A 13,640-nucleotide genomic window follows, 5' to 3' on the forward strand; every position below is an offset into this window, starting at 1 on the left:
CGTTCCCACCCTAGAATTCATTGTAAATAAATGTACTTGTGTTTGTATCATGGAATCCATACAACCAAAGTAATGCAAATAAAATTGCAAGGTAATAAACCGTCTTTGCAACCCATTGTGTGAGTGGTCGAGACCATATCTCTTTTAATCTTTCCATGTCTTTCCCTCTCTTAATGAAATAATAGCTCTTTGTAGGTATCATGTCCTACATTATTGTGAAAAAAACAAAATTCCACATTTTAGGTAAAAATAAGTCAAAAGGCTCTTTTCTGATATTAGCACTAAATACTAAAAAAGAAAATCCCTAACTTAGCAATTATATTACATTCAGCATCAATTTGTAATGGATTTGATATGTAAATAGGAAGTGGATTGTGTGAATACATAAAAGTGGACTAGAAGAATACGTAAAATATAGTATTTGTGCTTATGAGTCATTCGAGACAAAGTAAACTTTTACATTTCTAGCCCTTTTAAAAAGGAGGAAATTATCATGGATAGAGTGTGGAAGAATCTAATTTCGGAAGAAAATATCGTGAAATGGAGAAGATATTTCCATAAGTATCCAGAATTATCGTTTCATGAAAAAGAAACTTCACAATTTATATATGATACATTATGCACATTTTCTTCTTTTGAAGTAACGAGACCGACGAAGTATAGTGTACTAGCAATTAAAAGAGGAACGGAACAAGGGAAAGTAGTTGCGATTCGAGCTGATATAGATGCTCTGCCAATTCAAGAGGAGACGAGTAAATCTTATACGTCTGTGAATAAAGGTGTAATGCATGCATGTGGACATGATGCTCACGCAGCTATTTTGTTGGGGACAGCAGAAGTACTGTCAAATATAAAGGAAGATTTTGCAGGGGAGATTCGTCTATTTTTTCAGCACGCAGAAGAGGTATATCCCGGCGGGGGACAAGAAATGGTTGAGGCAGGTGTAATGGACGGTGTTGATTATGTAATAGGTTTACATGTTATGTCAGGACTTGAGAGCGGAAAGATAGGCATTGCGTATGGGCCGATGATGGCGGCACCAGACGTATTTACAGTTGAAATTCAAGGGAAAGGGGGACATGCGGCGAGGCCGGAGGAAACGATAGATCCTATTGCTATCGGAGCGCAGATTATTACAAATCTACAACATATTGTATCAAGAAATACAAGTGCTTTCATGCAAAGAGTCGTTTCAGTTACGCAGTTTCATGGGGGAATGGCTGATAATATTATTCCTAGTGCAGCAACTTTAATGGGCACTGTTCGTTCATTTAATCAAGCATTAAGGTTGGAAGCAGAAGAGAAAATTGAGAAAATCGTGAAAGGAATTACAGAAGCACATGGAGGGTCGTATACATATTCGTATCGATATGGATATGATCCGGTTATTAATGATGAATATATTACGAAAGTAGTAGAAGAAAGTGCACTACATTTGTTTGGAAATGAGCGTGTTGTGAAGCTTGAACCTTCTATGGGAGGAGAAGATTTTTCGGCATATTTAAGAAAAGCACCTGGTTGTTTTATTAAATTAGGGACTGGTAATAAAAAGATAGATACTTGCTACCCGCATCATCATCCAAAATTTGATGTAGATGAATCAGCTCTCATTTATGGAGTGGAATTATTTTTAGAAACAACAATGAGATTATTGAAATCATAGAAAAGTATAAAGTGCAACTTTAATCAGTGGGGGTTTTACTGCCCATTAAAGTGGGATAAAAAAAGGCAACTGCGCTCTATCGCAGTTGCTTTTATTTCTTTCCGTCAGAGAGGGCTGAGAAAGAACTATGCTCATTTATAGTATATGAATAGCTAACGGACAAGCTTGTACATTTTAATCATTTTTTAAAAAAAGTTGTTGACAGTGATAATCAATATCAATTAATCTAAAAATAGTTGAAATTGATAATTATTATCAATAGGATGGATGCGACATGTTAATGAGAAAAAAATTTCACCTTCTACGGAGGGGATTAAAAGATAAAAATAAAGAAGTTGATCAGCATATGGAATGGCAACGAAATGTAATTCGTTCGGAATATGTAGATGAGAAGAAGAGCATTCAAACAGAAAAAGAGATACAAAGTAAGGGGAGAGGTTCAGTTGAGTAAGTTAGTAATGATTTTTGCAAGTATGAGTGGAAATACAGAGGAAATGGCTGATCATATTGCCGGCGTGATTCGTGAAACTGAAAATGAAATTGAAGTGATTGATATTATGGATTCACCAGAAGCTTCTATATTAGAACAGTATGATGGAATTATTTTAGGTGCATACACTTGGGGAGATGGTGACCTTCCGGATGATTTCTTAGATTTTTATGACGCAATGGATTCTATTGATTTAACTGGGAAAAAAGCGGCAGTATTCGGATCAGGTGATTCAGCTTATCCAAAATATGGCGTGGCAGTTGACATTTTAATAGAAAAGCTAAAAGAACGCGGGGCAGAAGTTGTGTCAGAAGGATTAAAAGTAGAATTAACGCCAGAAGATGAAGATGTAGAAAAATGTTTACAGTTTGGAGCTGAATTTGTAAAACACCTTTCTTAATGGCAGAAGGGAGATGAAGAGCAAGTGCATGAGAAAATCGCAATTAAAACGATGACAGATTATCATTTGTATGATTTTATGCGTTGTCCACATAAATTTTATTTTCGTCATATCAAAAGAAGAGAACCTTCTTCGTTTGAATGGCAACAAATCGCACAAATGATTGTGAATCGAATTATTAACGAATATTACACATTACCGGCAGGCCAACAAACGAAAATTGTACTTTTAATATTAATAGAAAAGTATTGGAAAAAAGTAAGGGTGAATATGTTTGCTTCGAAGATGGAGTATTACATTGTGTTAGCGAAGCTAACGGATCACTTATTACAGTTTGTTGAAAGAGATGATAGTCAGACACCACCATTATTTTTATATGAAAAATTTCAAACATATATGGAAGAGTTAGGTGTCCACATGTCATTGACATTAGAAGTTGGTGAGTGGAGTACTGAGTCGTTTGTAATTAAAAAGTATGTTGTCGATGCGGATGAGGAAATGCTTGCTCTTTGTCAAAAGCTAATGACAGTATTTAGTTATAAAGCTTTTGGCATTCTTCCAGGGAAAATTGAAGTTATTAATTTAATAGAAGGAACTAAGTATGACTACACTCCGAAACAGGAAGATATTATAACTGGAATGGCTCATTTATCTAGAATGAAAGAAATGTTACAGCAACCAGAGCATTATACAGAGCGTCATTTTCGTTCTGAGTGTATAAGTTGTGCATTTCGTAGTGAATGCCAAGGGGAAGAAGTAAAGAAAGAAGCGAAACAGAAGAAAAATATCGTACATTAAAGGATGCAAATTTGCATCCTTTTTTGTTGTTGACATGAAAAGCTTTTCATCATGTACCGTATATTTGTAGCAGATTTTAATAAAGGGAGGAATAATCAATGAAAGATGAAACGAAAGTATTTCAATGGTTAAAAGAACAGAATGCCCCTTTTGGAATTCAACTGCAAATTTTACAGGCATTTCAACTGTATAAAGTCATTGTTGAAATGGATAAAAAGTTAATGTTATATGAGGAGAGAGAATATAGGGAGAGAATGTAATCTCATCCCTGTAGTATTGCTTTCAGTTGTTCTATACCAGCTAAAAATTCAAGTTCATTCTTTGTTTCAAAGTTATAAATTATATTATGTAGTAAAGGACTGTATTGATAAAAACTCGTGATGCGGTGAATGAGTAATGGATCATGGTGTGAAGTAAGTGTACAGTATTGTTCATATACTGATGTAGTAAATTCATGTCCGAAATCATCATATAGCCCAGCAAAGTCAAAGGCAGGATCTCCAATTTGAGCATCACCAAAATCAATGATTCCTGAAATGGTTTTATTTTGTTTATCAAATAAAATGTGATGATGTGTAAAATCAGCGTGAATGATTGTATTTTGAAATTTGGATGTAGCTAGACAGGCAAAGAAATTCTCGAATAAACGGTTTAAGGTTGATTTCTGGAACGAAGTTAGACTGTTAGTAACATACTCATTTAATTTAGTTTGTAGCTCTTTCCAGTAGGTAAGTGTTTTTTCGGTAGGGAACCCTAACGCTGTAACACTTTTTAGAGGAATGCTATGTAGAGCCGCAAGGAAAGTAGCTAATTGTGTAATAATTATTTTTCGTTCTTTTTCATCTAAGTTCGCAACTATTTCTGTTTTTAACGGTTCACCATGAATGAGAGTATAGTAGCTACAAAGAGGAACCTCATCAGATTCATTTGTATAAATTAGGTGATATTGTGGAACTTCGATTTCTTGTAGTGATTGAGTGAGAATTGTGCACAGTTCTTTTTCTAACGGAATTCGCATTGCATATTCCTGTTTTCGCGGGAAACGAAACAGCAGCTCATCATTTACTATAATCGCTACATTATCCCATCCTTCTTCATTTTGTTTATAGGAATGTATAGAAAGATTAGGCAAAGCTTCTTTTATATATTGTTTGTAAGAGTCCATAATTGTTCCTCGTTTCTAAGTTATTCCACTTTATGATATCAGAATTTTCTTTCTATATGTTAAAATATAATTATCATTATGAAGAGGGGCGGGAGTGTTATAAAGAAAAGACTATTAATCACTTCTCCCTGTATCGCTTTTGGATTGTTTTGGTCATATAAAGAAGAGGTTTTTGCGGGCTATAAACCGATTGATCAGTACGGATTAAATAAGGAATTAAAAAACAAAGGTATAGAAACTTTAACTCATAATGAAATGAAAAAGGTAGGAGAACATTTTGTGACCGAGCAACTATCAGTTTTTGAGTTTACTAATAAAGAAGATGTGAAACGAAAAGGTGAAGAACTATTTTTAAATAGAGGGTATGAACAATTAATGAAAAATTATTATCCAAATCGTTTTCAGGATTTAGAGTATAAATTTATAAACGAGGAGATACGTGAAGTGACGGATGGAAGTTTTCTCTATCAAACTGTAGCGTACGTGGCGGGTACTGAAAATGGTAAGAGAAGCGAAATGAAATTGAATTATGAAATGAAAATTGTAAAGGTTAATCATACATTTAAGGTATTAGAACAAAAACAGTACGTACAATAAAGAGAAATATGAACCAGTACCATAAATAGCGGTATAAAAAATCCCCCAGTTCTTTGAGGGATTTTAAAGATTTTCATTTTGTTGACCAAGTTCTTTTTGAGCAATATATAAATTTCCTTGCTCGACTTGTTTCTGAGTAAGAACCGAATCACCTGCATACCCTTTTTCTGTTTTCACAATTCTTTTTGAACGATTGGAATTTTGTTTCTTCATATAATAAATCACCTTCCATCAAAAATAAACGAAAATGATAAGCACAAGCAATACAGCGGCAAAAATGGTAATCCCCATTAAAAACGAAGTGTTTTTATATTTAGGTTGTTTATGTACATCTTGCCGATATCCAGGTGAAATTTCAGGGGCGAATTCTTCGTCGAATGATTGCTTTTTTTCTTTTTCGTCCATATGTATCCACCTTTCTTTTTCATTATGTTATACGTTACAAGAAAAAATATGCATAAAGAAAACAACCGCTATATTATGAGCGGCTGTTTTGCGTTGTATATTTTCTCTGAACTTGAAAGAGACGGATAAGGAGGAAGGTTGCTCCAAATGCTAGACCGATAATAAGACCGATCCAATATCCTTTTGCTGCCCAATCAGTATAGGTTGCTAATATGTAACCGAGAGGGAGACCAATTACCCAATAGGCGATTAATGTCATAATTAAGGCGACATTTACATCTTTATAACCACGTAGTGCCCCTTGTACAGGAGTTGCAATTGCATCTGAGATTTGAAATAAAATCGCAAATATAAGAAATTCTTTTGCTAAATGATGAACTTGTATATCTGTCGTATAAATAGAAGCAATTTCATCATCAAAGAAGTAAAGAAGAATGGAATATAATAGGGCGAATGCAAGTGCTAAGCCAATCCCGATAAATCCATATTGTTTTGCGTTATTATATCGTTTCGCTCCAACTTCAAATCCAACAGAGATGGTCATGGCCATTGCTAAACTTAAAGGAGTCATATATAGCAAGGAAGCGAAGTTCATAGCTGCTTGATGAGCTGCGATTGTTGTCGTACTAAAATTACTCATCATAAGTGTTACTGCAGCGAAAATACTCGTTTCAAAAAAGATAGCAAATCCGATAGGGACGCCAAGTTTTAAGAACTCTTTCCAACTAGAAAGAGAAGGGCGATATAACTGTTTAAAAATATGGAAAGATGCAAAAGGCTCTTTCGTACGAATAATCATAACGGTAATAATTAAAATGCACCAATAGGTTGCTGCAGAAGCAATTGCTGCTCCGACACCACCGAGTTTTGGAAAACCGAAATGCCCAAAAATTAATGCATAATTTAATATTACGTTAATAGGTAATGATAGTAACGTAATAATCATCGTTGTGCGAGTTTTTCCTAATGCATCAATAAATCCACGTAAAACAGTGTAAGTAAATAAAGGAATAATTCCCATTGCAATAATACTTAAAAATTGTGCTGCAATACGTTCTACCGGTTCTTCTAATCGCATGCCATTTAAAATGGGTGTAACAGCGAAAAATCCAATAAGCATAACGACGAAGCTAGCGCAAATTGCTAAATAGACTGCTTGTATGACGACTTGGGGAACATCTTCTTTTTTCTTAGATCCAACGAGTTGCGCAACAATTGGAGTTGTAGCCATCAAAATACCTGTTAATCCCGTACTAACTGGAATCCATATACTCGTTCCGATAGCAACCCCTGCTAAATCAATAGGGCTTGCATGTCCTGACATTGTTGTATCAAAAAAGCTCATTGCAAATAATGACATTTGCGTAACAAAAATCGGGAAAAATAGTAATACAAATTGCTTTAATTTTTGTGAGAATGTACTAGTTTCTTTCATAAAATCCCCTTTCTACGTAAAAAAGAAAACTCTTACTATCATACAATTTAATCAAAAAATAGAAAAGGAATAAGCTTATTAAAACTACGGTTTGACTATAAAAAAGGATGCACTTTGAAAGGGGATAAGGTATTATGGTAAGGTATGAAAAAATTACATATTATTAGTTATTAAGGAGGCACTACTCGTGGCTGATTGGTTAATTGGAATAATCATGGGTGCTGTTGAAGGTTTAACAGAGTTTTTACCAGTTTCATCAACAGGGCATATGATTTTAACAGGTCATTTACTTGGATTTGACGATGAGAGAGCGAAAGTTTTCGAAGTTGTTATTCAATTGGGATCGATTTTAGCAGTTGTAGTTATATTTTGGAAGCGTCTATGGTCTTTAGTAGGTATAGGGAAAGTAACAGACGGACCATCGTTAAATTTATTACATATTATTATCGGAATGATTCCTGCCGGCGTACTTGGCGTATTGTTCCATAGTGCGATTAAAGAAGTTTTATTTGGGCCAGGCCCAGTTGTCATTAGTTTAGTGGCTGGTGGTATTTTAATGATTGTTGCTGAGAAGTTTTCAAAACCAAGTACAGCAAGAACATTAGATGAAATCACATATAAGCAAGCATTTACAATCGGAATGTTCCAATGTTTAGCGCTTTGGCCAGGATTTTCTCGTTCTGGTTCTACAATAAGTGGTGGTTTATTAGCTCGCGTGTCACATACAGCGGCAGCTGAATATACATTCATTTTAGCAGTACCAATGATGGTAGCTGCAAGTGGCTTAGATTTAATTAAAAGCTGGGATATATTAAGTGCGGCTGATATACCGCTATTTGCAACAGGATTTATTACGGCGTTCGTTGTTGCAATGCTTGCAATTGTTTCATTCTTAAAATTATTATCTCGTGTAAAACTAACACCGTTTGCTTACTACCGTTTCATTTTAGCTGCGGTATTCTATTTCTTCATTATGTAATAAAAAAACTGCCGAGTTCGGCAGTTTTTTTATTTTACTACTTTTTCCATCATGCTTTCCATTACATGTTCCCAAAGAGAAGTGTCATCAGCTAATGTGGCACGGAAATTAGCGTACATTTCTTTTTGTTTCTCTTCGAATGTTGGATCTTCTTTTTCAGGCAATGTAGCGCGCATTGAAGTTACTAACTCTTGTACTTTTGGAGCACGTGGTCCCCAAACGGCTTGTTCGTTTCCATCTTTATCAATGAAAATAAAGATTGGAATCGCACGTGCTGTTCCGTTTGTTAAATATTGATCCATTAATTCTAAGTTTTCATCGCGAATTAATAATGACATATCAATATTTGCAACTTCAGAAATTCGTTTCATAACAGGCACGCATAAAAGAGCATCGCCACACCAATCAGCTGTTAATACGATAACACGCCAGCCATCATTTTGACGTTCTTCTAATACAGGAAGTAATTCATTTGGAATTAAAAAATTATTGTAAATGTGCAGTAGCTCGTATTGATTTACTTTCATTTCATTCACATATGTATCAAAGGACATACCTTTATCAGCCCATTTTTGTAAGTTCATAAGTAACACCTCTTTAGTATGATTTGTTTTCATTGTACCAATTTTTATATAGAAAAGCTTGTATTCTTACTCTTTCTTGTCACTTAATAATTTACTTAATAGGAAAAAGAATAGTACGACACATAATTCAGCTATGTTGGATAGTTGCACGCTCTCTATCCAATCGTCAGCGGTATGAATGACGAACCAATCTAGCGTAATTTCAATGATTGCAAAAAGAGTAATAGAAAGCCAATTTGGCATGTTTTGTGTCATTGGATATAGCAGTGCCTTGAAGAAAACGAAGATGAAAAATATAATACCGTCTAAGAAAGTAATTAATAAAAAAAATAGAAGTAAGGCAGTGCGCGATCGATACTCTACACCAGTAATATGAAAGATTCCTACATATATATAAAATATAAATGCAAAAATTACAATGAGGAACAGAATAACAAAACCAATGATCAAAGTTTTATCTTTTAGATTGAAATTCGAAAATTTGTCTTCTTCACCCACTATCCCAACTCCTTTTTTTGGAAATTCAACTTCATTTTATCATGAAATATCTATTAAAAAACTACGAATTATGGGAAAATAAGGTGACAAAAAGTAAGATTTCATGTAGAATTATTAATAAGGTTTTTATTTAACTAAATGAAATAAAAGGGGCTGTCAAAGTTGTCTCAAAATCGAGAGCAATTAATGGAAGAACTATCGACAAATGTTTTTGCTATGTTCCGCACGTTGCGTAATGATATTGGAAAAATATTTGGTGGTTACATACCGTGGAATGAGTTCATCGTCCTTAGAATATTGAATCGTACGAATAAAGAAATGGTATCACGTGTAGCGAATGAATTAAATGTGTCGAATAGTCATATTACAGCTGTTACAGAAAAATTAATTAATAAAGGTTTTGTAACTCGTTCACGTTCTACGTCAGATCGCCGAGTTGTATATTTGGAGATTACTGAACAAGGAAAAGATTTAGTTGCGAAAATGGAAGATGCGAAAAAACAATATTTACAAGAAAGATTTTCTACGCTTTCAGAAGAAGAAATGAATATAATGATATCTATTTCTAAAAAACTTATTTAAGTTATTACAAGTAAGAAAACGCTTACACTTCGAAAAAAAAGACTTTCCTTATATGAGGAAGGTCTTTTTTCGTATGTAAAAGATTATAAAAAAGAAAATATGTAACATACTACTAATAAAGGAAGGGGGCAGAAATATGACAAATCGAAATGGTAGTAAAGGGAGCGGAAATCAAGGCTCACCGAAATCAGGGCAATTTCAACAAGAGTTTAGTGCAGAATTTGAAACTGGTAACGATAATAAAGGAAAAGAATATCGTTCGAAAAAGGGAAGTAAATCAAAAAAGGAGTGAATCATTTCACTCCTTTTTTGATTTAAGATGCGGCAGATTGATCTGTATTATATTTTTCTTCTGATTTTGCGACAATCATTGCGCAAATTGCATCACCAGAAATATTTACAGCTGTTCTTGACATATCTAGAATGCGGTCAATACCGATAATTAAGGCAATACCTTCTACCGGTAGATTTACTTGATTTAAAACCATCGTCAGCATTACAAGCCCAACACCTGGTACACCAGCAGTGCCGATACTAGCTAGTACAGCAGTTAATACGACTACAGCTAGTTGGGAAATAGTAAGTTCAACGCCGTATACTTGAGCGATAAATACAGTTGCTACACCTTGCATAATGGCAGTACCATCCATATTAATTGTTGCACCTAGTGGTTGTACAAAAGAGCTAATTGCTTTTGGAACACCAAGCTTCTCTTGTGCGGTTTTCATTGCAAATGGAAGAGATGCATTAGAGCTAGATGTACTAAATCCAATCGCCATTACTGGTCCGAAATGTTTAAAGAAACGGACAATGCTTTCTTTTGCCAATACTTTTAATAAGCCACCATATACGAAGACACCGTGAATAATAAGTACTAGCATAACGACAATCATATACTTGAACATCGCAGCGACGCCTGCAAGACCCATTTTACCAACGGATGAAGCAAGCAACCCAAATGTTCCGATTGGAGCTAATTTCATAACGAGATTAACGAGATACATCATTAATTCGTTGCCCTGTTCAAGTAATGAATGAATACCTTGGACACGTTTTCCTAAAATAGCTATACCAAGTCCAATTAATACGGCAAAGGCAATAATTTGTAACATGTTTCCATCAGCCATCGCTTTTGCTGGATTATCTGGTACGATATTTAGCAATGTATCGACGAAAGATGTTTCGGTTTTTGCACCTTCATATTTAAGCCCTTCGGTTTTAAAATTACCACCAGATCCTGGTTGTATAATCAGTGCAAATGTAACTGCAATAGAGATGGCAACGGCTGTAGTTACAAGAAAGAATGAAATTGATTTTAAACCAATTCTTCCAAGTTGCTTCGGATCTCCAAGACCAGCAGCTCCAAGTACGATAGAAATGAATACAACAGGGACAACTAGCATTTTAATGAGGCGAATAAACAATTGACCAAGTGGATTGAACACATATTGATTTAATGGTTCAAAAATGGATGGTGCAGCTAAATTTAAAGTGAGTCCGACAACTAAACCGAGAAATAATGCAAGTAAGATTGCTTTTGTTTGTTTCAATAAAATCCCCCCTTATTTTTTGTAAAATAGCTTTCTACATTAATTGTACCGAAAAAATACCTATTTTGACAATATTTTCTGAATATTTTGTACAAAATATTTATCCCGCTTTAATGGGCAGTAAGACCCCCACCTCAAGATTCAGCGAAAGCAAAGAAGTTAGGTGGGGGTCGGGCTGCCCATAAAAGTCCGATTGGTTCAACTAATAATCAGTGGGGGATGAAAAACTCCCCACTGATTAAAGTTTCACTTTATTTTAATGTAGAGAGGATTACATTTTGTATTTGAAAAACAAATTAGGCCATCACATTGGATGACCTAGGGAAGGGGACAATTTATGTCAATTTAATTAGGGATGGAAGTTGTTCAAGACACTGGGGAATGTCTTATAAATTAGGGAGGAACAACTTCGATACATATACTATAAAAGATAGATGTGACCGGGGTGTGAACATAGAGTGAAAGAGAGAGGGAGTTTTAAATAGAAGATAGAAAGACAAAAAATAAGACCATCACATATGATGGCCAAAGGAAGGGGACAAATTTATGTCAATTTAATTAGGGATGGAAGTTGTTCAAGACACTGGGGAATGTCTTATAAATTAGGGAGGAACAACTTCGATACATATACTATAAAATGTGGATGTGACGCCCGTGTGAACATAGAGTGAAAGAGAGAGGGAGTTTTAAATAGAAGATAAAAAGACAAAAAATAAGACCATCACGCAGGATGGCCAAAGGAAGGGGACAATTTATGTCAATTTAATTAGGGATGGAAAGCTGTTCAAGACACTGGGGAATGTCTTATAAATTAGGGAGGAACAGCTCCGATACATATACTATAAAAGATAGATGTGACCCCTATGTGAACATACAGTGAAAGGTATGAGGATTTAAGCAATGATACATATAAAATGATTGTTGTGAGAGTTATAGAGTAAGGGTATTTATAATAGAAAGAGTCTTTTCATAAATGAAGTGAAGTTCGAGTATAAATAAAAGTTGAAAACTATGAAAAAAAGGATTATGCTCAACTATATTATAAGAATATAAGGTTTATCCTGCTATTTAAGGTTTTTTATAAGCCTTTAGTTATGAGGGGAAAAAGGGAGCTAGTGAATATGGAAGTAACAAAAAGACAAAGGCTGTATAATCGTATTATACGATTAAATCCACCACAAATATTAGCATTAGGTTTTTTCTGCTTAATTGTGGTTGGCGGTTTGTTATTAAAGTTACCATTCGCAACGAAAGTACATATTAGTTGGGTAGATGCTTTCTTTACGGCAACATCAGCAGCAACTGTAACGGGATTGGGAGTAGTAGATACTGCAAGTACGTTTACGATGTTTGGCGAAATTGTAATTATGTTTTTAATTCAAACGGGCGGTTTAGGTCTTATGACAATTGCCATTTTAATTGTTTGGGTATTAGGTAAAAAAATCGGATTACGTCATCGCTTATTAATTGGAGAGGCATTTAATCAGACAAATATAGGTGGTCTCGTAAAATTAGTAAAACGTGTCTTTATATTTTCAATTTGTATTGAGTTTATTGGAGTCATCTTTTTATCATTTCGTTTTATTCCAGAGTTTGGCTTTGGAAAAGGTGTATACTATAGTATTTTTCACGTGATCGCATCTTATAATAATGCTGGATTTGCTCTATGGCCGGATAATTTAACAAGGTATGTAGGCGATCCGATTATTAATATTGGGATTTGCTCTTTAATCGTAATAGGCGGTCTCGGATTTACCGTACTAATTGATATATGGTATAGCCGGAGTTTTCGAAAACTATCGCTTCATTCCAAAATCATGATTATTGGAACGGTAGCGCTAAATGTGATAGCGATGATTGTGATTTTTGTATTGGAATATAATAATGTGAAGACGTTAGGGAATTTACCGTTAAATGAAAAGTTATGGGCTTCTTTTTTCCAAGGGATTACTCCTCGTACGGCTGGATTTAATACAGTTGACTACGGGGGAATGGAAGAATCATCTATATTATTTACGATGGTTTTAATGTTTATTGGTGCAGGAAGTGTATCAACAGGTGGAGGGATTAAATTAACAACGTTTGTTATTTTAGTTACATCTGTTCTTTCTTTCTTTAGAAAGAAAGAGGAAATCGTATTATTTCAGCGCACAATTAAAATGTCGACAGTAACGAGAGCATTAGCAATTGCCGTTGCTAGTCAAATCCTTATTTTTGCAGCAGTATTTATGTTAATGCTTACAGAAGACTTCAGTTTTATTCAGTTACTATTTGAAACAATTTCAGCGTTTGGAACAGTAGGATTAACGATGGGAATTACTGCAAAGTTATCAGCGTTTGGAAAATGTATGATTATGTTTGTTATGTTTTGTGGATTAATCGGACCGTTAACACTTGTATTTTCTTTAGCGCGACCAGCAAAACAAAAAATTAAATATCCGTCAGAAGATGTATTTACAGGATAAGGTATCCCGCATAAGCGAGATACCTTTTT

At 34.6% G+C, this 13,640-nt stretch carries 18 protein-coding genes; 10 read left to right on the forward strand and 8 right to left on the reverse strand.

The window, feature by feature from the left end; translation table 11 throughout:
* Positions 1-10: 10 nt before the first annotated feature.
* Positions 11-157 carry a teichoic acid D-Ala incorporation-associated protein DltX gene (locus NST14_RS07310; RefSeq protein WP_000440293.1) on the reverse strand — a complete coding sequence of 49 codons (147 nt, stop codon included), beginning with the start codon at positions 155-157 and terminating at the stop codon, positions 11-13.
* Between the two features lie 336 nt (positions 158-493).
* On the opposite strand from NST14_RS07310, the gene amaA reads away from it, so the two are divergent.
* The 5 genes from amaA to NST14_RS07335 all read left to right on the forward strand — a co-directional run bounded on the left by amaA (position 494) and on the right by NST14_RS07335 (position 3,611).
* Complete coding sequence (gene amaA, locus NST14_RS07315) at positions 494-1,663, forward strand: N-acyl-aliphatic-L-amino acid amidohydrolase (protein WP_000376382.1); 1,170 nt, start codon at positions 494-496, stop codon at positions 1,661-1,663.
* A gap of 274 nt (positions 1,664-1,937) precedes the next feature.
* On the forward strand, positions 1,938-2,114 hold the full coding sequence (locus NST14_RS07320; protein ID WP_000929012.1) for a hypothetical protein: 177 nt from the start codon (positions 1,938-1,940) through the stop codon (positions 2,112-2,114).
* Complete coding sequence (locus NST14_RS07325; RefSeq protein ID WP_000041156.1) at positions 2,107-2,553, forward strand: flavodoxin; 447 nt, start codon at positions 2,107-2,109, stop codon at positions 2,551-2,553. The genes NST14_RS07320 and NST14_RS07325 overlap by 8 nt, the downstream gene beginning before the upstream one ends.
* 24 nt (positions 2,554-2,577) lie before the next feature.
* On the forward strand, positions 2,578-3,351 hold the full coding sequence (locus NST14_RS07330) for a hypothetical protein (protein ID WP_000544556.1): 774 nt from the start codon (positions 2,578-2,580) through the stop codon (positions 3,349-3,351).
* 98 nt (positions 3,352-3,449) lie between these two features.
* Entirely contained in the window at positions 3,450-3,611 is a 162-nt protein-coding gene (locus NST14_RS07335; protein WP_000651089.1) for a hypothetical protein, read from the forward strand.
* A 2-nt stretch (positions 3,612-3,613) separates the two neighbouring features.
* On the opposite strand, the gene NST14_RS07340 is transcribed toward NST14_RS07335, so the two are convergent.
* Positions 3,614-4,516 (reverse strand): aminoglycoside phosphotransferase family protein, encoded by a 903-nt coding sequence (locus NST14_RS07340; protein WP_000378997.1) that lies wholly within the window; start codon positions 4,514-4,516, stop codon positions 3,614-3,616.
* Positions 4,517-4,594: 78 nt separating this feature from the next.
* On the opposite strand from NST14_RS07340, the gene NST14_RS07345 reads away from it, so the two are divergent.
* Positions 4,595-5,113 carry a hypothetical protein gene (locus NST14_RS07345; RefSeq protein WP_000820144.1) on the forward strand — a complete coding sequence of 173 codons (519 nt, stop codon included), beginning with the start codon at positions 4,595-4,597 and terminating at the stop codon, positions 5,111-5,113.
* Positions 5,114-5,176: 63 nt separating this feature from the next.
* Here the strand turns inward: NST14_RS07345 and NST14_RS07350 are convergent, their stop codons facing one another.
* The 3 genes from NST14_RS07350 to NST14_RS07360 form a co-directional block, all read right to left on the reverse strand.
* A complete protein-coding gene (locus NST14_RS07350; protein WP_000744620.1) occupies positions 5,177-5,326 on the reverse strand; it encodes a hypothetical protein in 150 nt (49 codons plus the stop codon).
* A gap of 18 nt (positions 5,327-5,344) precedes the next feature.
* The gene (locus tag NST14_RS07355) at positions 5,345-5,518 is read right to left on the reverse strand and encodes a hypothetical protein (protein ID WP_000343560.1); all 174 of its coding nucleotides are present in this window, start codon (positions 5,516-5,518) and stop codon (positions 5,345-5,347) included.
* 73 nt (positions 5,519-5,591) lie between these two features.
* A complete protein-coding gene (locus NST14_RS07360; RefSeq protein WP_000665528.1) occupies positions 5,592-6,953 on the reverse strand; it encodes an MATE family efflux transporter in 1,362 nt (453 codons plus the stop codon).
* 187 nt (positions 6,954-7,140) lie between these two features.
* On the opposite strand from NST14_RS07360, the gene uppP reads away from it, so the two are divergent.
* Entirely contained in the window at positions 7,141-7,932 is a 792-nt protein-coding gene (uppP, locus tag NST14_RS07365) for a bacitracin resistance undecaprenyl-diphosphatase (protein WP_000796248.1), read from the forward strand.
* Between the two features lie 29 nt (positions 7,933-7,961).
* On the opposite strand, the gene NST14_RS07370 is transcribed toward uppP, so the two are convergent.
* Positions 7,962-8,549 carry a thioredoxin family protein gene (locus NST14_RS07370; protein WP_001997033.1) on the reverse strand — a complete coding sequence of 196 codons (588 nt, stop codon included), beginning with the start codon at positions 8,547-8,549 and terminating at the stop codon, positions 7,962-7,964.
* Between the two features lie 33 nt (positions 8,550-8,582).
* On the reverse strand, positions 8,583-9,014 hold the full coding sequence (locus NST14_RS07375) for a YrvL family regulatory protein (protein WP_229142929.1): 432 nt from the start codon (positions 9,012-9,014) through the stop codon (positions 8,583-8,585).
* 162 nt (positions 9,015-9,176) lie between these two features.
* On the opposite strand from NST14_RS07375, the gene NST14_RS07380 reads away from it, so the two are divergent.
* Together NST14_RS07380 and NST14_RS07385 are read left to right on the forward strand one after the other, a co-directional pair.
* On the forward strand, positions 9,177-9,596 hold the full coding sequence (locus NST14_RS07380; RefSeq protein ID WP_000081435.1) for a MarR family winged helix-turn-helix transcriptional regulator: 420 nt from the start codon (positions 9,177-9,179) through the stop codon (positions 9,594-9,596).
* A gap of 136 nt (positions 9,597-9,732) precedes the next feature.
* Positions 9,733-9,888, forward strand: coding sequence for a hypothetical protein (locus NST14_RS07385; protein ID WP_000184931.1), 156 nt, complete (start codon positions 9,733-9,735; stop codon positions 9,886-9,888).
* 22 nt (positions 9,889-9,910) lie between these two features.
* On the opposite strand, the gene NST14_RS07390 is transcribed toward NST14_RS07385, so the two are convergent.
* On the reverse strand, positions 9,911-11,146 hold the full coding sequence (locus NST14_RS07390) for a dicarboxylate/amino acid:cation symporter (protein ID WP_212957305.1): 1,236 nt from the start codon (positions 11,144-11,146) through the stop codon (positions 9,911-9,913).
* Between the two features lie 1,121 nt (positions 11,147-12,267).
* On the opposite strand from NST14_RS07390, the gene NST14_RS07395 reads away from it, so the two are divergent.
* The gene (locus NST14_RS07395) at positions 12,268-13,611 is read left to right on the forward strand and encodes a TrkH family potassium uptake protein (RefSeq protein ID WP_000454133.1); all 1,344 of its coding nucleotides are present in this window, start codon (positions 12,268-12,270) and stop codon (positions 13,609-13,611) included.
* The last annotated feature ends 29 nt before the right edge of the window (positions 13,612-13,640 follow it).

The sequence above is a fragment of the Bacillus sp. FSL W8-0519 genome, assembly GCF_038005585.1.
Taxonomy (GTDB): domain Bacteria; phylum Bacillota; class Bacilli; order Bacillales; family Bacillaceae_G; genus Bacillus_A; species Bacillus_A paranthracis.

Excerpts from the sequence above, each read along its gene's own strand:
- NST14_RS07395 (WP_000454133.1), top strand. The coding sequence starts at position 12,268 with ATGGAAGTAACAAAAAGACAAAGGCTGTATAATCGTATTATACGATTA.
- amaA (WP_000376382.1), top strand. The coding sequence starts at position 494 with ATGGATAGAGTGTGGAAGAATCTAATTTCGGAAGAAAATATCGTGAAA.
- NST14_RS07320 (WP_000929012.1), top strand. The coding sequence starts at position 1,938 with ATGTTAATGAGAAAAAAATTTCACCTTCTACGGAGGGGATTAAAAGAT.
- NST14_RS07370 (WP_001997033.1), bottom strand. The coding sequence starts at position 8,549 with ATGAAAACAAATCATACTAAAGAGGTGTTACTTATGAACTTACAAAAA.
- NST14_RS07335 (WP_000651089.1), top strand. The coding sequence starts at position 3,450 with ATGAAAGATGAAACGAAAGTATTTCAATGGTTAAAAGAACAGAATGCC.
- NST14_RS07310 (WP_000440293.1), bottom strand. The coding sequence starts at position 157 with ATGGAAAGATTAAAAGAGATATGGTCTCGACCACTCACACAATGGGTT.
- NST14_RS07355 (WP_000343560.1), bottom strand. The coding sequence starts at position 5,518 with ATGGACGAAAAAGAAAAAAAGCAATCATTCGACGAAGAATTCGCCCCT.
- NST14_RS07345 (WP_000820144.1), top strand. The coding sequence starts at position 4,595 with ATGAAGAGGGGCGGGAGTGTTATAAAGAAAAGACTATTAATCACTTCT.
- NST14_RS07360 (WP_000665528.1), bottom strand. The coding sequence starts at position 6,953 with ATGAAAGAAACTAGTACATTCTCACAAAAATTAAAGCAATTTGTATTA.
- NST14_RS07350 (WP_000744620.1), bottom strand. The coding sequence starts at position 5,326 with ATGAAGAAACAAAATTCCAATCGTTCAAAAAGAATTGTGAAAACAGAA.
- NST14_RS07385 (WP_000184931.1), top strand. The coding sequence starts at position 9,733 with ATGACAAATCGAAATGGTAGTAAAGGGAGCGGAAATCAAGGCTCACCG.
- NST14_RS07340 (WP_000378997.1), bottom strand. The coding sequence starts at position 4,516 with ATGGACTCTTACAAACAATATATAAAAGAAGCTTTGCCTAATCTTTCT.